This window comes from Nostoc punctiforme PCC 73102 (assembly GCF_000020025.1).
Classification (GTDB): Bacteria; Cyanobacteriota; Cyanobacteriia; order Cyanobacteriales; family Nostocaceae; genus Nostoc; species Nostoc punctiforme.
In genome coordinates this window covers 4859281-4878154 of sequence record NC_010628.1, presented here as the reverse complement: position 1 = coordinate 4878154, position 18874 = coordinate 4859281, and the positions used below count along the sequence as shown (strand labels likewise).

21 protein-coding genes and 1 tRNA gene are annotated in these 18874 nt (G+C 42.7%); 10 read left to right on the top strand and 12 right to left on the bottom strand.

What is annotated here, in order from left to right; genetic code table 11:
- Positions 1-374 precede the first annotated feature (374 nt).
- Positions 375-641 carry an extracellular matrix/biofilm regulator RemA gene (gene remA / locus NPUN_RS19540; RefSeq protein ID WP_012410221.1) on the top strand — a complete coding sequence of 89 codons (267 nt, stop codon included), beginning with the start codon at positions 375-377 and terminating at the stop codon, positions 639-641.
- 165 nt (positions 642-806) lie between these two features.
- A complete protein-coding gene (gene gmk, locus NPUN_RS19535; RefSeq protein WP_012410220.1) occupies positions 807-1403 on the top strand; it encodes a guanylate kinase in 597 nt (198 codons plus the stop codon).
- Between the two features lie 99 nt (positions 1404-1502).
- Here gmk and NPUN_RS19530 read toward each other — a convergent pair whose 3' ends face one another.
- The 3 genes from NPUN_RS19530 to NPUN_RS19520 form a co-directional block, all read right to left on the bottom strand.
- On the bottom strand, positions 1503-2024 hold the full coding sequence (locus NPUN_RS19530) for a photosystem I reaction center protein subunit XI (RefSeq protein ID WP_012410219.1): 522 nt from the start codon (positions 2022-2024) through the stop codon (positions 1503-1505).
- Between the two features lie 273 nt (positions 2025-2297).
- Positions 2298-2447, bottom strand: a complete 150-nt coding sequence (psaJ, locus tag NPUN_RS19525) for a photosystem I reaction center subunit IX (RefSeq protein WP_012410218.1) — start codon at positions 2445-2447, stop codon at positions 2298-2300.
- 39 nt (positions 2448-2486) lie between these two features.
- Positions 2487-2981, bottom strand: coding sequence for a photosystem I reaction center protein PsaF subunit III (locus NPUN_RS19520; RefSeq protein WP_012410217.1), 495 nt, complete (start codon positions 2979-2981; stop codon positions 2487-2489).
- 267 nt (positions 2982-3248) lie between these two features.
- Between NPUN_RS19520 and tsaD the strand changes: the two genes are divergently transcribed.
- Positions 3249-4298 (top strand): tRNA (adenosine(37)-N6)-threonylcarbamoyltransferase complex transferase subunit TsaD, encoded by a 1050-nt coding sequence (gene tsaD / locus NPUN_RS19515; protein WP_012410216.1) that lies wholly within the window; start codon positions 3249-3251, stop codon positions 4296-4298.
- A 56-nt stretch (positions 4299-4354) separates the two neighbouring features.
- Here the strand turns inward: tsaD and NPUN_RS19510 are convergent, their stop codons facing one another.
- The gene (locus NPUN_RS19510) at positions 4355-5266 is read right to left on the bottom strand and encodes an alpha/beta fold hydrolase (protein ID WP_012410215.1); all 912 of its coding nucleotides are present in this window, start codon (positions 5264-5266) and stop codon (positions 4355-4357) included.
- 169 nt (positions 5267-5435) lie between these two features.
- Positions 5436-6155 carry a hypothetical protein gene (locus NPUN_RS19505; protein ID WP_012410214.1) on the bottom strand — a complete coding sequence of 240 codons (720 nt, stop codon included), beginning with the start codon at positions 6153-6155 and terminating at the stop codon, positions 5436-5438.
- 506 nt (positions 6156-6661) lie between these two features.
- Between NPUN_RS19505 and NPUN_RS19500 the strand changes: the two genes are divergently transcribed.
- The 6 genes from NPUN_RS19500 (at position 6662) to NPUN_RS19475 (ending at position 11632) form a co-directional block, all read left to right on the top strand.
- Complete coding sequence (locus NPUN_RS19500) at positions 6662-7210, top strand: GNAT family N-acetyltransferase (protein ID WP_012410213.1); 549 nt, start codon at positions 6662-6664, stop codon at positions 7208-7210.
- A gap of 298 nt (positions 7211-7508) precedes the next feature.
- Positions 7509-7582: transfer RNA gene (locus tag NPUN_RS19495), tRNA-Pro, on the top strand.
- A 599-nt stretch (positions 7583-8181) separates the two neighbouring features.
- Positions 8182-8991: a Tic22 family protein gene (locus tag NPUN_RS19490; RefSeq protein ID WP_012410212.1), complete on the top strand. Its 810-nt coding sequence runs from the start codon at positions 8182-8184 to the stop codon at positions 8989-8991.
- 25 nt (positions 8992-9016) lie between these two features.
- The gene (prmC, locus tag NPUN_RS19485) at positions 9017-9907 is read left to right on the top strand and encodes a peptide chain release factor N(5)-glutamine methyltransferase (RefSeq protein WP_012410211.1); all 891 of its coding nucleotides are present in this window, start codon (positions 9017-9019) and stop codon (positions 9905-9907) included.
- Positions 9908-9986: 79 nt separating this feature from the next.
- The gene (locus NPUN_RS19480) at positions 9987-10595 is read left to right on the top strand and encodes an L-threonylcarbamoyladenylate synthase (RefSeq protein WP_041565517.1); all 609 of its coding nucleotides are present in this window, start codon (positions 9987-9989) and stop codon (positions 10593-10595) included.
- 98 nt (positions 10596-10693) lie between these two features.
- Positions 10694-11632: a sensor histidine kinase gene (locus NPUN_RS19475; RefSeq protein ID WP_041565516.1), complete on the top strand. Its 939-nt coding sequence runs from the start codon at positions 10694-10696 to the stop codon at positions 11630-11632.
- Here the strand turns inward: NPUN_RS19475 and NPUN_RS19470 are convergent.
- From NPUN_RS19470 to hemB, 6 genes are all read right to left on the bottom strand, one after another.
- The gene (locus NPUN_RS19470) at positions 11595-12065 is read right to left on the bottom strand and encodes a GNAT family N-acetyltransferase (protein WP_012410208.1); all 471 of its coding nucleotides are present in this window, start codon (positions 12063-12065) and stop codon (positions 11595-11597) included. The genes NPUN_RS19475 and NPUN_RS19470 overlap by 38 nt on opposite strands.
- A 97-nt stretch (positions 12066-12162) precedes the next feature.
- On the bottom strand, positions 12163-12576 hold the full coding sequence (locus NPUN_RS19465) for a hypothetical protein (RefSeq protein ID WP_041566300.1): 414 nt from the start codon (positions 12574-12576) through the stop codon (positions 12163-12165).
- Between the two features lie 71 nt (positions 12577-12647).
- A complete protein-coding gene (secF, locus tag NPUN_RS19460; RefSeq protein WP_012410206.1) occupies positions 12648-13634 on the bottom strand; it encodes a protein translocase subunit SecF in 987 nt (328 codons plus the stop codon).
- Complete coding sequence (gene secD / locus NPUN_RS19455; protein ID WP_012410205.1) at positions 13631-15043, bottom strand: protein translocase subunit SecD; 1413 nt, start codon at positions 15041-15043, stop codon at positions 13631-13633. Before secD ends, secF begins: the two co-directional genes overlap by 4 nt.
- A 183-nt stretch (positions 15044-15226) precedes the next feature.
- Complete coding sequence (locus NPUN_RS19450) at positions 15227-16210, bottom strand: alpha-ketoacid dehydrogenase subunit beta (protein ID WP_012410204.1); 984 nt, start codon at positions 16208-16210, stop codon at positions 15227-15229.
- A 935-nt stretch (positions 16211-17145) separates the two neighbouring features.
- Complete coding sequence (gene hemB, locus NPUN_RS19445) at positions 17146-18126, bottom strand: porphobilinogen synthase (protein ID WP_012410203.1); 981 nt, start codon at positions 18124-18126, stop codon at positions 17146-17148.
- Positions 18127-18134: 8 nt separating this feature from the next.
- Between hemB and NPUN_RS19440 the strand changes: the two genes are divergently transcribed.
- Positions 18135-18413: a hypothetical protein gene (locus NPUN_RS19440; RefSeq protein WP_041565515.1), complete on the top strand. Its 279-nt coding sequence runs from the start codon at positions 18135-18137 to the stop codon at positions 18411-18413.
- A gap of 42 nt (positions 18414-18455) precedes the next feature.
- On the opposite strand, the gene NPUN_RS19435 is transcribed toward NPUN_RS19440, so the two are convergent.
- Positions 18456-18815 (bottom strand): DUF4870 domain-containing protein, encoded by a 360-nt coding sequence (locus NPUN_RS19435; RefSeq protein ID WP_012410202.1) that lies wholly within the window; start codon positions 18813-18815, stop codon positions 18456-18458.
- Positions 18816-18874: the final 59 nt, after the last annotated feature.

The window sequence follows — 18874 nt, the reverse complement described above, 5'->3', positions numbered from 1 at the left end:
GAGCAGAGTTTATTGCATACAAACAAAAGCACTAAAACTCGCTTTTGCAAGATAGGGAAAGAGCTTTTTATTACTCCTTTCCCTTCTCTCTACTTCTGCAAACATTTGATTTTGCTCTCAATGAATTTTCGAGCTAGATACTTGTTTCAAACAAAATAAATGTACATCATCCAACTAGCTTGTATCAGTGTAATTGCGCCTATGCCTTTGGGAAGATTTTCAGCAAGTTTAGCCAATAAACAGCGAAAAAAAGCAGACATTATTTAAAAACAAAGGCTGGCTTGAATTTAAGCGTTGTAACTCCCGTTTTTTGGCGATAACATAGAAATAAGTTTATTTCGAGCTTCTCAAACCGCCTTTGGCGTGAGTTTTTTATGGAGATTCAATTAATCAACATCGGCTTTGGTAACATTGTGTCTGCTAACCGAGTAGTTGCAATTGTCAGTCCAGAGTCTGCCCCAATTAAGCGGATTATTACCGATGCGCGGGACAGAGGTCAACTGATTGATGCAACTTACGGTCGTCGGACTAGGGCTGTAATTATCACTGATTCCAGCCACGTAATTCTGTCAGCAATTCAGCCGGAAACGGTAGCGAATCGCTTTGTAATTTCCCGCGATCATCAAACTGTAGATAATTAACAGTAGATTATTCCCACTCCTCTTTGTACCGTATCAGCAGTACGATGTGAATTAGATAAGTTTTCTGTCACCCATGCTACAAATTCCTTAGTCACTAGTGGACTTGGCCGGGAACACAAGACTAATGAATAATATCTATTGATTGATTCACAGGTTGAGGGGATAATGCCAGTTTTACCCATCCAGAGTAGTACTACCACAGAAGAATGCTTACATTTAGGCAGGTTGATTGTTTTGACTGGCCCTAGTGGGGTTGGTAAAGGCACTTTAATGCGATCGCTGCTACAACGTCATCCAGAACTTTATTTTTCCGTATCCGCAACGACTCGTTCTCCCCGTTCAGGAGAAATCGATGGCAAAAATTATTACTTTGTCAGCCTTAGTAAATTTGAACAATTAGTGGCTGAACGCGAGTTTTTAGAATGGGCAGAATTTGCTGGTAACTATTACGGCACTCCCCGTGAAGCTGTACTTAACCAAATTCAATCTGGCAAGTTGGTAGTGCTGGAAATTGAGTTAGAAGGCGCAAGACAAATTCGTGCTTCCTTCCCCAGTGCCCTCAGCATTTTTATTTTACCGCCTTCTTTTGATGAATTGGAGAAACGGATACGCTCTCGCGCCCAAGACTCTGAAGAAGCGATCGCTCGTCGTTTACTCCGCGCCCAAGAGGAAATTCAAGCTGCAGATGAATTTGATATTCAAATCGTTAATGACGATTTTGAAACTGCTTTAAATGACATTGAAACGGTTTTGTTTAAATAACTTAGAAGTTGGGAGAGACGCGATTAATCGCGTCTGTATGCAGTTAGGAGTTAGGAGTTTGAATTCATAACTTCTAACTCCTAACTTTTAATTTCTAAATTAACCAAATAAACCTTGAATTATTCCCAGGTTACTAGTCAAAAAGTAAGCAACCACTGCACCACCAATACCACCAATCAAGAAAGAACTAGCAAAATTGTTCCAGCTTTCTTTAGAGTTAAAAGCATCTACCGGAGGATTGGGTACGGTAACGCTAGGAAGTGCTTTCGGCGGATTGCTATTGGAATACAGGGATAGGGCCCCGGTAAGAAGAACAACCAAGCCAATGGCTGCCAGTAAACCAGCTAAATTCGCATTATCTGTATCTCGCAGTGGGCCCAATTTGGCAAAGGGGCCAAATATCCAGTAACCATGAGCCATGCCAACTTCTAAACCGCGTCTAGCAGGAGACAGACCTGGGCGATAGGCAGGTAAGTTATTAATGAACCACTTGCTCAAGGGAGAAGCATTAACCGGCGTTTCTAGGTTTCCCAGTTGCGGATCGCGAAATGCAGGGAAAACAACTTCCCGATTTCTGGGATCGCTGGGGAGATTCTTTGATGCGTCTACAGCTTGTGCCATATTTTATGTTCGCCTCTAAATTTAAAATGGTGGCATTTTTATATTAATAATAATTGTAGCTAAAGATGTCTTTTGGCTAAGAAGTTTAGAAAAATTAATTTAGCTACTTTTAAAAGTGTGAAACTCGCGATCTGTAAACAGGATCGCGAGTTTCAAAAAACTCTTTGTGCTGCCTATTTTGGTGATAATTCTGCTTACCTAAGCTGAATACATCAACTACATAATTTTAGGAAAAACACAACAAATTCAACTGTGCTAAATTCCATTTTCCACTTATGGCAGTGGGTGGAAAAGTAAGTCGGGGAAAAAGCGGTTGAATTCAATCAAGATACCTGCTGTGATTGTCAGCCAGATGGTAGCTGCCACAGGTGCTGTGGAAATAAACTTAATCAAATATGATGATTGATCGCCTTTGTCTGCCATGAATTTATTCTCCAAAACGAATGAATTAGTTAAGCTGATTTAGCGTGGGGAAATAGGGATTTCTGAATCCTTCGCTGCTAATTTTCCAGAGAGAAACTCTTGCAGTGCTGCTACTGGCCAAGTAAAGCCTGATGCAATTATAGGGAGTGCCAAACCAAGATCGATTTGGATTTCTTTGAGTTCAGTGTCAGATTCCTTTTTGATTGCTTGCAGATAGGTACGACCTACCCAGCCAATCCAACCAGCAATATATAGAAACAGAATGCTGGGGATCAAAAAGTCACCAGCTCGATCAAGACGACCATCAACAATTAAGTGGGGGTAGCCTTCAGGGCCGCACAGTGCCTGAGAATAACGCTCAAACCGCTTTTTCCCTGATTGGGGGTCAGCAGTTGTATTACGGGCATTAGCTGCTAGCTCTTGAAAAGCGGGATTGTCCTTGCACGGTGTCAAATTAGCCCCTAAAGCTTGTGCTGGGGAGGCAAAATTGAACCAAAGACAAATCGCTAACATCAAAGCAAACAATCGTCGCATAGAGTTGTTTCCTTTTATTACAAAACAAGAAGTTCTTTGTACAAAACGAAGCGGCTTGTACAGCTGTTTATTTGCATAACTAGGAAGTCATCATACTCTTGGGTGGGAACCGAGTAAAGTTTAAGTAAATAAAAGTTAAAGCTTCTCAACCAAAATAGAGTGTGAAGTCTTGAGTGCTGAGTATAAGAATTGTTGTTGTAGGGTAGTAAAGAAGCAAGATTTTCTTTTTATTACTCTGGACTCCAGACTCAGCACTCATTACTTTAAATGACAACCGTTTTAGCAATAGAAACCAGCTGTGATGAAACTGCCGTTGCAATTGTTAACAATCGTAAAGTTTGCAGCAGTATTGTCACCTCGCAAATTCCAGTCCATCAGCAGTATGGCGGGGTAGTGCCAGAAGTCGCATCTCGCCAGCACTTGGAAACGATAAATGTTGCGATCGCACAAGCCTTAGAGCAAGCCCAGCTAGACTGGGGACAAATTGACGCAATTGCTGCCACTTGTGCGCCCGGACTCCTAGGAGCGCTGTTAGTGGGGTTAACTGCTGCCAAAACCCTAGCGATGGTACATAACAAGCCATTTTTGGGAGTTCATCACCTCGAAGGTCACATTTATGCAACTTACTTGAGTGAATCAAGTCTAAATCCCCCTTTCTTGAGTTTATTAGTTTCTGGCGGACATACAAGCTTGATTTTCGTCAAAGATTGTGGTAACTACGAAACACTGGGGCAAACCCGTGATGATGCTGCGGGTGAAGCCTTTGATAAAGTGGCGCGATTGTTAAAGCTGGGTTATCCGGGTGGCCCAGTAATTGACAAGTTGGCACAACAAGGAAATCCCCAAGCCTTTGCTCTACCAGAAGGAAAAGTTTCTTTACCTGGCGGCGGGTTTCATCGTTATGATGCGAGTTTTAGTGGGTTAAAAACGGCTGTATTGCGTTTAGTGCAGCAATTAGAGAAAGATGGTGAACAAGTGCCAGTGGCAGATGTAGCAGCTAGCTTTCAGGAAACCGTAGCGCGATCGCTAACCAAAAGAGCGATCGCCTGTGCCCTAGACTATGGTTTAGACACAATTGCTATTGGTGGCGGTGTAGCAGCTAATAGCGGGTTGAGAAAAAATCTCCAAGCCGCCGCCGTTAAACATAACCTCCGCGTCCTATTCCCGCCTCTGAAGTTTTGTACCGATAATGCCGCCATGATCGGCTGTGCCGCTGCCGATCATCTATCTCATGGTCATACATCGCCTCTCACGCTAGGCGTTGAGTCTAGGTTAGCGCTGACCCAAGTGATGAAGTTATATCACCCTCTTGAGTAGTTATTTGTCCTTTGTCTTTTGTCCTTTGTCCCTTTGTAACCACCAATGACTAATGACTAATGACTAATGACTATCGACCGAATGCGATCGGCCACTTCATCCGGCTGTTCCAACATAGCCAGATGCCCGCAATTAGGAATTTCCAGAACATTGTCACCACAGTATTGGAACAGTCTGTGAAAGCTGGCTAAATGACGTACATACTTGGGTTCCATAACCTTATCCTCAGCACCAGCCAAAAAATAAACTGGCTGCTTCAGTTGGGATACTAGTTCAGGTAAACGATTGATTTCTTCCTCCGTTGTGGAATCTAAGAGAGTTCCTAACGCTGCTTCTGGGTCAGCCACAACGAAATCAATCAGCCTCTGACGTGCCCAATGGCGGTCTAAAGGACGAACTACACTGGCTCTAGTAAACAGCAAATCAATTAAAGGCACTTGGGAGAGCCAACGCGGGCGGACTTGCAAAAATTTCTGACCCGCCGAGCGAAACTGCTCAAAAGCTTCTTTCAGGTAAATACCACCGCCAGCATTGATACAGATAACTCCTTTAACACACTCAGGTATTTGATCTGCTCCCCAAAGAGCGATCGTACCTCCCAAAGAGTGACCAATTAGCCAAGCACTAGTAATATTCAGCTGTTTTAGGAGAATGGCTAAATCCTGAGCATAAGCAACAGGAGTATAAAGAGAATCGATTGGTGAACCAAGCGCACTATTCGAGGTGGGCATCAGACTTAGAGACGTTTGTGCCCGACTAAAATCGGTTTTTACCTGGGACTGGGATTCACCAAAACCCCGCAAATCATAGGAAAGGCACTGCAAATCATCTGATAGGCGGGAAATCACAGGTTGCCAATATCCACGGCTATTGAGCCAACCGTGGATAAATACTAAAGCGTGGGGGCAGGAAGTGGGAGCCGTTAGCTCGTATGCGTGTAGAACGCCCAAGATTTCGATAGTTGCCATATTTATATCGTACCCCGAAGGGCGGGTGCGACTAAATACGGAATAGGAAGAGAGACGCGATTAATCGCGTCTATACAGGAGTTAAGAGTTAGGAATTTTTAATTACGAATTACGTTAGCGACGCAGGAGCATCATTACGAATTATTTAACTGATAACTTCTCACTTTTCTCATTTCCCCAGCAACCTCTGTCGCACTCCCTCGGCAATTTTGTGACCGAGATATTCAGGAATAAGGCTTTCATTTGGCCCCAATAAGTAGAGAATTAACCGTGTACGTCCACGCCAAACCAATAAATTGGCATTGACTACCAGCAGGTCTTCCTGCCAGATGGCGTACATCACTTTGTAGAATAATCCTGGTTGATTATCGGCTTCAATCACCAAGGCAGGGAGATGAAAGACCGGATCGACATAGAACTCAGTTTGTACCTGCTCTAAGCCAGTATCAAGATTAAATTCTACTGCCAGCATCTCTTCTACCTCAAACCGACCTCCTAAAGCCTCGCGGATGGCGCGACAGACATTTTCTGCGGTCTTCTCGGTCAAGGCTTTACTCCCACGAGATACCAACAATTTGATAAAAACTAACATTGGCGGACGGATCTGACCGTATAGACTCAGACCGTGAATAGTCAACCCATAAGCTGCTAGTACACCAAAAATATCGCTGAGGAGAAAAGACTGGTTACGGTAAGCAAAATGCAAAGCACTTTTACTACCTTCCGGTTTCAGTTCAATCACAGCGCGTCTAGTTTTATAGAGACGGTAGGCTAGGCGCAAATTTTGCAGTTGAATCTCACTGCTGACGAATTGCTCATAAAACTGGGGAAACGCTCGATTAAAGCGCTTTAGAAGTTCCAGTGTTGAAGATTTTAAACCAGAAGCCATTGTTAAGGGTAAGACTCGCTTGCTTTCATCACCTGGGGACTAGGGGCTGGATGTTGGGGACTAGGGAAGAATTTTCCCGAATACTCAATCTCTTGTATACAATTCACTCCTAAGCTAACCTGCATTTAAGCTCTATACGAGCAATTGTCAGGATTTGGTTTTCCATATTAAATTTTGCATTCTAAGCAGAGGCTTCTGACCATCATAACTTCGGTGTCCAATTCCTTTAGAAGCAAGAGGATGAGTGAATAGGGAGTGATTTGAAATTTTGAATTAGTTTATATCCTTACTTTTGGGGAATTTCTCCTAGCCTTTACAACAAAATGCTAAAGTTGAAAATGATTGGTGTGAAACACGCTCTAAATAGCTGTTACCATTGCAAATCCCAAAAACAACCGAAAAACTTTGAGTGTAAGGGGTAGCAAATGGAGGTAGCTATGTTAAACGTGAATCAACACTCCTGAGAGTGGAAACCAATTTAGTTATACTACCCGAACCACGTTGGCATGGGTTTTTGGAAAACTTGGTTTAGTACTCCTGAATCTGTAGCGGCAACTAGGACAAACCCTTTTGAAGAGCGTGTGGATGCTGCGGGCAATTCCAACCCCATCAGTATTAGCGAAGCTTCTTCAAAGGAAACTCGCATCGTCTTCAGTACGGAGCGAGATATTGACCTGTATGAGCTAGAAGAACTCTGTGATGCAGTTGGTTGGTCGCGTCGTCCTCTAAGAAAAGTGAAAAAAGCTATTGAGCATAGTTTTCTTGTCGCCTCAATGTGGCAGGTGAGAGGAAACCAAAAGCGGCTCATTGGTTTTGCCCGCGCTACCTCAGATCACGCGTTTAATGCCACTATTTGGGATGTGGTGGTTCACCCAGACTTTCAAAGTCAAGGACTGGGTAAAGCACTGATGAAATATGTTCTCAAAAAACTGAGAAGTGAAGAAATTAGTAATGTCACTCTCTTTGCAGATCCCCATGTTGTAGATTTCTACCGGACTATGGGGTTTATGGCTGATCCAGAAGGCATTAAAGGCATGTTCTGGTATCCTCACTAGCGCTCAATCAAAATAGAACCCGATTTGCACAATAAAATCAGGTCAAATGGTGAAAATCTATTATTTTGATGTAGTTTTGCTTTTTTCTGCCGGCAAGGGTGCAAGTATATATCTTGTAGAACTAAGTCGGCAAAAAACCTTTATCGGTGTAAAAATCTAATCTATCTTGTTCTTGGCAAAGGAAAAAAGATTAGGCATAAACCGTATGATGTGATATAGTGACCTTAATGCTTTTGGTAAAGCGCGATCGCTTTGATGGGAAACTAAAACCAAACTCCCAAAAGTAGATGATTATAACCGGGATGTAGCGCAGCTTGGTAGCGCGCCTGCTTTGGGAGCAGGATGCCGCAGGTTCAAATCCTGTCATCCCGATTTAAGTAATGTTTTTAACAGGTAAAGTAAATTGGCAAAGTTTACTTGCTAGGCTATGCAGTTAAATTATAGATTCTTGCGAATAATAGCAATTTGCCTGTTATAGTGTTGGATTAAATGTTGAAGCCTAACAAGGAAATTTCACCCTGAAGCAGTAAGATATTGCTGATACTGGACTTTGTATCGATTTGAGAAAATATTAAAGCAAGCGCGATGGAACGATTGATTAAGTAGTAGCGTCACCCGATATTAGAGAAAGCCGATAGAATGGCATTTATCATATCCAAGGTCGAGAGACTAAGAAACTTTTCACCGTTTGAGAAGACATATAGTAGGCATCTACAGCATTTCGTGGTGAATAGCAAAGCGAAATCGAGAAGAACACAACTTTAGTACTGTCAATTTGTGAAACCGATTATAGCAACCCTCAATAGCTGGGGAATATTGGATTTTGACCGTTGATGCCTAACACTAAACCTCAACGCGCACAATGAATTTTTCCCAACTGAAATAGATTGCTATATAACTAAAGCTAGTTGGTGCTGTGCAAATCCAACCATTTGTTTAATTTAATTAGATTATTGATGCGAGGAGCAGTCATGAAATCATTTATTCGCTTAGGCGCAACATTGGGTATAGCTGGCAGTGTATTTTTAGCGGGACTTTCAGGAATAGGCAATCTACCGGGAATAGGCAATCTAGAGGCGGTAGCGTTGCCACAAGATCAGATAGTGAAAAAGCTCCAAGAAGTACCTGTATTCACCCTGACTAATCCTAAAGGTGAATTCGTAGTTCTTTCCAGGAAAAACAATGCGTCCAAGCCGATCTCACAAGTAGGATTTTTTATTAGCAAGCAAGATGCTCAAAAATTCCTTGACAATCGGCTCAAAAAAGAAAATCCCCAATTGGCAAGCACTTTACAGGTAAGACCTTTATCCCTGGCAGACTACTATAAAATAGTCCAAGAAAGCAAAAAGAAATCAGACTCTGTAATTTATACTTTAGTCCCGACGCAAGCACAGGTAGCTTCGGCAACAAGTATGCTGAATCAAAATGGTAAAAAAGGGGAGCAATTCAATGGGATTCCCTTATTTGTACCCAAATTTAAGAAAGATAATAGCTATTTGACCATTCCCTTGGCAAAAGGCAACGAGCGGTACATCCCATTCTTTTTTGAAAAAGAGCAAGCAGTGGCTCTGTTAGAGCAATTCAAAAAAGCCGTGCCGAAGGAAGCAGAGAACACTGAAATTCAGGTAGTGGATTTATACGGTGTTATGGAGGCTCTCAATAGCAGCAGCGATCCTAGTATCAATAAAATTGTTCTGTATCCATCGCGGGAGTCCATCAGTTTTATTCGCTCACTTGCGCCGAATCAATCCCCAGCTGCTGCGCCCGCTCCGAAAAAATAACGGTTATGTACTCCAAGGTTGAGGGATGGGGGAAAAGCATCTGATAGTTTCTGGTTTACAACTTTGGCAGTGGCGAAATGCAGCCCTTGAAGCAGCGATCGCCACTGATGTCCCAACAATGGAGGTAGATTGGCTGCTCTTAGAAGTTGCTGGGTTAGACCGCTTGGCACTGCGTTTGGAGTCTTTTAAAAACTGGCCGCAAATTCAGCTGCAATTACCTCTAGAAAAGTTAGACCAGCTATGGCAGAGGCGATTAAACGATCGCCTACCAGTACAATATATTGCCGGAGTGACACCTTGGCGTAACTTTCAAATCGCGGTGTCAAGTGCAGTATTGATTCCCAGACCAGAGACAGAATGCTTAATTGATTTAGCTTTAGCAGCTGCTAGCGGTGTATCAGGATATTGGGCGGATTTGGGTACTGGGAGTGGAGCGATCGCCATCGGATTAGCAGATGTTTTGCCAAAAGCAACAATTCATGCTGTTGATTACAGTTTAGAAGCTTTAGCGATCGCCCAAGCCAACGCCCGTAATTTAGGTTTTGCTGACCGGATTAAATTTTATCAAGGTTCCTGGTGGGAGCCACTGACATTTCTCAAAGGTCAGTTCAGTGGTATGGTGTCGAACCCCCCTTACATACCCACCAGTACCTTATCTAGCCTGCAACCAGAAGTAGTTAACCATGAACCACATCTAGCTTTGGATGGTGGCGCTGATGGCTTAGATTGTATTCGCCATTTGATAGAAATTTCCCCTAGTTATTTGCAACCTGGCGGTGTATGGTTAATTGAAATGATGGCAGGACAGGCGGATGCAGTGCGAGAACTTTTGCAAAGTCAAGGTAGTTATTGTAAGATTCAAATTCACGCTGATTTAGCTGGAATTGAACGCTTTGCCCTTGCCTACAAAAGTTAGGAAATAGGGTATGGGGCATGGAGCATGGGGCATAGCGCATAGGGAAAATGCTCCATGCTCTATACCTTTACCCATAAAAATGACACAAGTTTCTTTAACAAATCTAATAGCTGGCGCACGGGCTGGTCTTTTGGTGAGCTTTCCTACTGACACTGTTCCTGCACTTGCGGCGATACCAGAAAAAGCCGGGTTAATTTTTGCGGCGAAGCAACGCAGTCAAGACAAACCTTTGATTTTGATGGCTGCTAGTGCTGAAGATTTGTGGCTCTATGTTAAAGGTAGTGAAAACGAGTATAAAGTTTGGCAAGAACTCGTTGGGAAACATTGGCCAGGAGGGCTGACATTAGTGTTGCCAGCAAGTGAACGCCTGCCAAAAGTTATGAACCCGATCGATCCGACAACAATTGGTATTCGAGTCCCGAATAGTGCGATCGCTCGAACTATTTTGGCGCAAACAGGCCCCCTTGCTACCACTAGCGCTAATTTTTCCGGTCAGCCACCTTTGCAAACGATGGCAGAAATTGAGACTCAGTTTCCCCAGGTTTTGACTTTAGCAACGACAGAATGTCAGGGTGAAACAGCAGCAATGGGTATACCTTCCACCGTTGCTAAATGGACAGGCATAAATTGGCAGATTTTACGACAAGGTGCGATAAAGTTAGATTTTTCGAGTGATAAACACATATAGGTAGCTATAATGTTGTTTCGCTGATTATCACAACAGACAAATCTGGAACTTTAGGCTGCGCTGTTGTGGTCAATTAACAAGTTAATAATTGCCAAATTATGAATTGGAGCAACTGGATATATCTAGGAGCAGGACTCGCACTAGGTATGATTTTTTATAGGTTATTTTTGCGATGGCTACGCTCGTCGCAGGCATCGCAAAATGTTTCATCTAGTTCATCCCTAATAGCGCCATTAGATCGAGAGGAGATGCCACCAATATCACAACAGCTACAGCAAACGCAGCTGGCATACTTTATGGCAAGGGAAATGAGCCAGTTTAAAGCTGGTTTTTTGGCACGAACTACCCATGAATTGCGATCGCCTCTCAATGGTTTGATTGGCTTGCATCAATTAATTTTGTCAGATTTATGTGACGATCCGGCTGAAGAACGAGAATTTATTGGCCAAGCTCACGAACGAACGTTGAAGCTACTCAAGCTGATAGATGAAATTCTCACCGTTGCGAGAACGGAACACGGTACTAATAAATTAGATATTCAGCCCCGACCGTTAGCCCAAATTTTGGAAGAGGTTCATAAATTAACTTATATGCTGGCGGCTAATCGCAATTTTCCCTTGCAATTGTTACCCGCCGACCCAGAAATTTATGTTTTGGCAGATTATCTCTGGCTCCGCCAAATATTGATCGGTTTAATAGACACTGCCATTACTCAAATGGAGGAAGGCAGTATTTGTATTTCCAGCAATATCTTACCTACAAATAATTTTGTAAACATCTGGCTGGATGTTCCAACTCATGCGATACCCTCGAGCGAGCCGATTGATTTGCTCAAATCTGATGAGCAGCAGATCCAAATCGATCAAAAGGCTGCTTTTTCCCCAGGAATGAGACTATTAATCAATCAGACTTTAGTGGAAGTTATGGGAGGAAAGTTAGAAATTCTGCCTTCGACCATTGCCAAGGAACCACATCAGGAGATTACCAGACTACAAATCTCTATCCCCCTAGTGATTCCTGAAGCTGAACTTCTGTAGCCTGAACCAAAGCAAGATTAGCTCGATTGTGTAACACCATCGTAGTGGTGGTGTTAGGCTGGAAACCAATCTTTTTGTAAAATCCCTGCTGGTGAGTAGTCATCAGGTAAACGCGCTCAACTCGTCTCATGCGGGGATGACTCAAAACAGTTTTCACTAAATTGCTTCCCAACCCACTACTTTGATACTCTGGATGAATGACAACATCCCAAATTGTGGCGCGATATATGCCATCAGATGTTGCTCTAGCAAAGCCAATGAGTCGATCCCTATCCCAGACAGAAATTACTGGTTCACTATTGGCAATAGCTATACCTAAATCTTCAATACTGCGTCCCTTTGCCCAGAAAGCTGAAACATTTAACAGTTCTTGGAGTTGGTAAAGGTCAATTTCAGACTTGCAATCGCTAAATTGAATCTGAGACTCGTTCATTTATGGCATCCACTTTTGGCAATATCTTTGTATATTTAAGCCATATTTTGCTAAAAATTGCTCTACGTGTATATGTATATGCAACGAGAAAGAAAAATTAATGGCAAACCCACTTCCACAGAGGATGACTTGGCCCCTGCTGACGTATCCGATAAACTTGTTTTTCTAAACGCTGTTTTTCCGGCTGTGGTATTCCAAATAAGATATTCCGACTTTGCCAAACTAAAACAGCAGCAGTCATCCCAATACAAAAGGCTAAACCGAAGGTAGATAGTGGATGGTAGAAAAGTCCATATCGCACCGCTACCCAGGTAAAATATTGTTGCCAGAGAGAAATTTCTGCACGTAGACCCCACAAGCTAACAGGCGCAATGGTGAGCCACAAACAGCCGACAAATAACCATCTACCGTATACTGTCAGTTTGTGTAGCCTTTGTACTTGTCGAATAAAGGATGCGTCAGAGTTCTCAAATTCTGGATTAGGGATTAATGGTTCTTCAGGTTGATCCATAGAAGAATAAAATTCCAAAGCATAGGTGAGCAATTTAAAATGCTTTAACCCAATTGTGAAATGCACCAAGTTTAACTATCCTGAGAACTGGCGGATGTATCAATCGGCTCTACGCTTTCTACCACTTGGGATTCATCCCTTTCTCGCCACCAAGTAAGGAGAGTACTGGCGATGAAAATACTTGAATAAGCTCCCATCGTGAACCCAATAATCAAAGCTAGAGCGAAATATCTCAGTGTTTCTCCGCCAAATAGAAAGATAGAAGTTAATGTCAGCAGCACGGTTAAGGTCGTGTTGATCGATCTTGTCAGAGTTTGGTTAACCGCATCATCGACAATTTCGGCAATTGGGTGTTCAGGATTGATTTTAATGGTTTCTCGAATGCGATCGTAAATCACCACTGTGTCGTTGACTGAGAAACCTGTAATGGTCAGTAAGGCGACGATAAAAAGGCTATCTACCTCGATGCCCGCTACCAAACCCAAAATTGAAAAAGCCCCAACTGTGATTAAGATATCGTGAAATAGGGCAACGATCGCAAACACAGCATAATCTAACTGGAAGCGGAAGCTCATATAGATAGTAATACCGATGAAGGAAACTATCAGAGCTAATAGCCCAGACCTCAAGAGTTCTTTTCCCAAGGTAGGACCAACGGAGTCAATTTGATTTTTCTGCGGATCAAAAACCCCAATTTCTTCGCTTAAAGAATTTTGCAACTTGGTGCGCTGATCGACAGTCAAATCTTTTGTCCGAATTAGTACACCATTTTCTGCACCATTTTCGGAGATAAGTTGAATGCTGCTATCACCGAGTCCCTGTGCTTTTGCAACTTCCCGAACAGCATTGATATTAATTGGTTTGTCGCAATTGCCAGGTTTAGTGCAATCTCGGACAAACTGTAACCTTGTACCACCGATAAAATCTAAACCGGGGCGTAAGGGTGCGTGAATATTGGGTTGTTGCCAAGAAATCACCATTGAGATGATACCGGCAAGAATAATCGCAGCAGAAATAGTCCACCAAAGCGATCGCGATTTATTAATACTCAGTTTCATGGAGTCACCTCTGCCTTATTCGATGTTGGCAGGTTTGGACAGAAAAGTTCTGTCTTCCGCAAGGAGGGAATTGAAATTGCCAAAAACAGCAATGTCCGACTACAAGTAATTGCGGTAAACATACTCACAGCCACCCCCAAAGCTAAGGTAAGAGCAAAACCTTTGACTAAACCAGACCCCAGCCAAAACAGGGCAGCACAAGCAATCCATGTAGTGACGTTGCTATCTAAAATACTAGAAAATGCTCGGTAAAAACCAGATTCTACTGAACGATACAGAGATTTACCTGCTCGTAATTCTTCCCGTGTCCGTTCAAAAATTAGGACATTGGCATCAACCGCCATCCCAATACTGAGGATAAAACCAGCAATTCCCGGCAAAGTTAGGGTGACACCCAATAAAGCAAAGGTTGCCCAAGTTAAGAGGGAATAGATTACTAGTGACACATCCGCAATCAATCCTGGTAATCGATAGTAAACCACCATGAATATTAATACTAAAGTCAGACCACCAACTCCAGCATAAATACTGCTTTGAATACTATCTTTACCTAATGTTGCCCCTACTGTCCGCCTTTCTGCGATTTCTACCGGTACGGGTAATGCGCCACCACGTAGTTGTACACCCAAGTCATTAGCTTCTTGTGCGGTAAACCGTCCTGTAATTATGGCAGAGCCACCAGTAATACCTGCGGCAGCAAATTCTATACCCACACTAGGAGCGCTGATTAGTTCATTGTCTAGAAAAACACCAATAGCCCGCCCAGTACCAGCAAGATTTTTCGTCAAATTGGCAAACAGTTCACCACCCTTTTGGTCGAAACGAATGGTAACATGCCAGTTTTTACCTTGAGTGGGTTCACCATAGGCATCCTTGAGGTATTTGCCACTTAGTGGTGGATTGGTGCTTTCAAACAATTCTGCGATCGCTTGATTATTTTTTTGTAAATCTTCTTGATTCTTAGCTATCGCTGCTTTGTCAGTACTCTTTCTCAACTCTTCTTGCTTGGCTTTCAATTCGGCTCTAGATGCTTGGAAAGCAAGCAGTTGAGTTTCTGTATTTGGCTTTTGGGTACGAAATTCTAACTGTGCTGTACCCCCTAGCACTCGTTCGGCTTGCTCTGGATCGTTGACCCCTGGCAATTGTACCAATATTTTATCTGAGCCAACTGTTTGGATCACTGGCTCAGAAACACCTAGACCATTAATCCGACCTTCGACAACTCTCTTCACACCTTCCAATTCTCGTTCGGTGATTTTAGGAATTTCTGCTGATGGTTTCACCTGAATTGTTAGCTGTGAGCCTCCCCGCAAGTCCAGTCCCAGGGGTATCGGAATTGTCGCAATCACCGTAAAAGCGGCGATTATCAGGACTAAAATCAAAATTAATAGCGATCGCTGTCTTTGCATACCATAACTCGCAACTGACAAACGCTATAATAGCGCTCTTTTGAGGAGTTATGAATGGGAAATAGGGAGTGGGAAGTTGAGAGTGGGAAGTCGTAGTTGAATTTCTTCCCTATTCCCTACTCCCTAAGTCATGAATGGGAAGTGAGAAGTAGTAGTTGAATCTCTTCTCTATTCCCTATTCTCTTAAACCCGCAACGCCACCATTTTTTCCACAGCTTCTACGATTTGCTCTGGTTGGATGATTGTTAGTCGTTCCAGATTGCCGTTGTAAGGCGTGGGGATATCTTGAGAAGAAAGCCGCAGTACTGGCGCATCTAATTCATCAAATAAGCGATCGTTTATTGAAGCGATGACTTCTGCTCCAATACCCGCAGTTCGCATTGATTCTTCCACCACGATGACTTTATGGGTTTTGCGTACTGATGCACCAATTGTATCAAAATCCAAGGGTTTGAGGGATATTAAATCAATAACTTCTGGATCGTAACCTTGTTTTTCAAGTGTTTTTACCGCTTGCAGCACATGATGCCGCATCCGAGAATAAGTGATAATTGTGACATCCTTTCCTTGGCGCACAACTTCGGCTTTATCTAAGGGTAGTAAATATTCTTCTTCTGGTAAATCTTCTTTCAAGTTGTAAAGCAAAACGTGTTCAAAGAACAACACGGGGTTATCATCGCGGATAGCTGATTTTAGTAGTCCTTTGGCGTTTCTTGGTGTGGAGCAGGCAACAATCTTCAAGCCTGGCACTGCTTGGAAGTAAGTTTCTAATCGTTGGGAATGTTCTGCACCTAGCTGCCTTCCAACACCCCCAGGGCCGCGAATTACCATCGGAATTTTAAAGTTACCGCCGGAAGTATAGCGCAGCATCCCAGCGTTGTTGGATATTTGGTTGAAGGCGAGCAATAAAAAGCCCATATTCATGCCTTCGATGATGGGACGCAACCCTGTCATGGCTGCCCCTACTGCCATACCAGTGAAGCTATTTTCAGCGATGGGGGTGTCTAGAATGCGGAGTTCGCCATATTTTTGGTACAGGTCTTTGGTAACTTTGTAGGAACCGCCGTAGTGTCCTACGTCTTCACCGAGAACGAATACGCTGGAGTCACGGGCCATTTCTTCATCAATGGCTTCGCGTAAGGCGTTGAAGAATAGTGTTTCTGCCATTTAGACCTTTTAGTACGATTATGGTTTTAGAATTTTATCGTGCTGCTGTCGCAAATACGGTGAGCGATCGCACTAGTTAGAGATTGGGTTTTTCAAACGAACTGCCCCAAACATAGAGCGAGTAATTGCCATAACTATATCAAAGCTATTTAATTTAGATTTTAGAGGTTTTATGAGCGATCGCCTCACCCTCTGGCAAATCTGCTGATTTATTTATGTAATAAAACTTAGAGTGAATGTATAAAATACATTCGACACTTCCGGACTGAAAGATACTAACTTAATCCCAGTCACACCAGAGTAAAAATTTTTTGTAGCAATAATTAAATATGCCTATTGTAGAACAATTAAAAACGTTGTTTATCTTAAGTTTTTGGGCTATTTAAGATGTATTTACCTTTGTAGAATGGATGACAATATGGTTCGGTTAAAAATATTTGTAGCGACTGTATGTAACTCTTTGTCTACGCTTCAGCCAAATGCCACAAATAAAAAGATAAATTTCAATCGGACTCAAATATGAAAATTATGGAAACAGCTGTTATTGCCAAAGTAACTGCTGATGGAAAGCTATAAATTCCAGAAGTGTTAGGACAGCTTCAGCCCTTTATTGAGTATGAAGTATCGGTTACAGAAGATGAAATTGTGTTGAAAAAAAATTAGGAAACCGAATGTAGATTCAGATGAATTTCTGCAAGGCTTAGAAGATTTAGAACCCGATCGTAATCAACCCACGCTAGAAGAAATTAGTGAAATTGTTAAGGATGTCAGACAAGAGTTATGGTCTAATCTATATTGCTGGTCTAGGCGTAGCCGCCACAGACATCGCACTAGGCGTAAACAAAGAATCTCACGCCCAAACACCAAAACACAACTCTGCGTCTTCGCGCCTCTGCGTGAGATTTCCCAGTAAATCGGTATTGAATATGCCTAGACTATTTTAACCATCGCGCCGCATCTTTGGCATGGTAGGTCAAAATCAAGTCTGCACCAGCCCGTTTAAACCCAGTTAAAGTTTCCATAACTACGCGCTCTTCATCAATCCAACCATTGAGAGCCGCAGCTTTCACCATCGCATACTCACCAGAAACATTGTAAGCCGCAACTGGTAAGTTACTCGCTTCTTTCACCCGCCAGATAATATCCATGTATGCTAAGGCTGGCTTAACCATGAGCATATCAGCACCTTCAGCGATATCCAAGTCAATCTCTTTAATTGCTTCGCGCGCATTACCTGGATCCATTTGGTAAGTTCTTCTATCCCCAAATTGCGGTGTCGAGTCTGCGGCATCCCGAAATGGGCCATAATAACCTGAAGCATACTTAGCAGCATAAGACAAAATCGGCGTGTCTTGAAATCCTGCTTCATCCAAACCCTGACGAATTGCTTGCACAAACCCATCCATCATCCCAGAAGGCGCGATAATATCAGCACCGGCTTTGGCTTGAGAAACTGCCGTTTTCTTCAACAATTCCAAAGTTGGGTCATTTAAAACTCTTCCTGTTAAATCACCAACTTGCAGATAACCACAATGACCGTGGCTAGTGTACTCACACAAACAAGTATCAGCAATTACAATCAAATCTGGCACTGCTGCTTTTACCGCCGTCGCTGCTTTTTGGACGATACCGCAATCATGCCAAGCACCAGTTGCATCTACATCTTTATCAGCCGGAATACCAAATAAAATAATAGAAGGAATTCCTAAGTCGTAAACTTCTTTTGCTTCTTCAACGATTTTATCTACCGAAAGTTGGTAGACTCCGGGCATGGATTTAACCTCATTAGCGATTCCCTCACCTGGTACGGCAAATAATGGGTAAATTAAATCGCTTGTTGTTAAAACAGTTTCACGAACCATCCGGCGCAGTTGAGGATGGGTACGCAGACGACGGGGGCGGTGTGTAGGAAACATAAAATTTTATGAAGAAAAACAACGCAAATGGACACAAAATAAAGCGTCACAAAAGCAGGCTAAAATTTTCCTGCCGTCAGACAGACTACAAACAGTGCTTAACTGTCCTTTGCCCTACTCTTAATCAAGTTGTGGGGCAATTTTGTATTCTACAGCTTGGTTGCACCTATCCAACGGACTGGGAAAAAAACGACATAATAAGCAATTCAAAATTCAAAATCGTCAGACCTTCTGTTGGCAAAATCCTGGCGATTGGTTGTGTGCAAATTCAAGGCACAACAGCTTAACAAAAATAACTAACAATTCCCAATGCCCAATGATAATTTCTTCTAAAGAAATCGGAAAATGTAGGGATAACGGAAGGGTATATCAGGATTACTGAAAACTCCGATGAGCGCCCAAATTGTTAATCCCCAGTGTAATAGATATCCCAGACCAGCTAGTGGTCCAAGTAATAATAGAGGTAAGACTAACCAACCGAATAGAAAAAACAGCGCTCCCAGAATTGCACCATAAAACCAGACATTAAAGTGGAAATTGATGGATTCTTTGGCGTTTTCTTTAACAACAGGATCGTCAGATACAAGCAGTATGGCGATAGGTACACCGACAGATACCAATGTTGTGCTGAAAAAAATGGCTCCATGCGACAAGGCTGATAGAAGCTTTCGCTTGTCTGTGTCGTACATTGCTTTCTCCTCTTTAGTTAGATTGTTGGTTATACTACGACCCTATCACGAGCATCGTT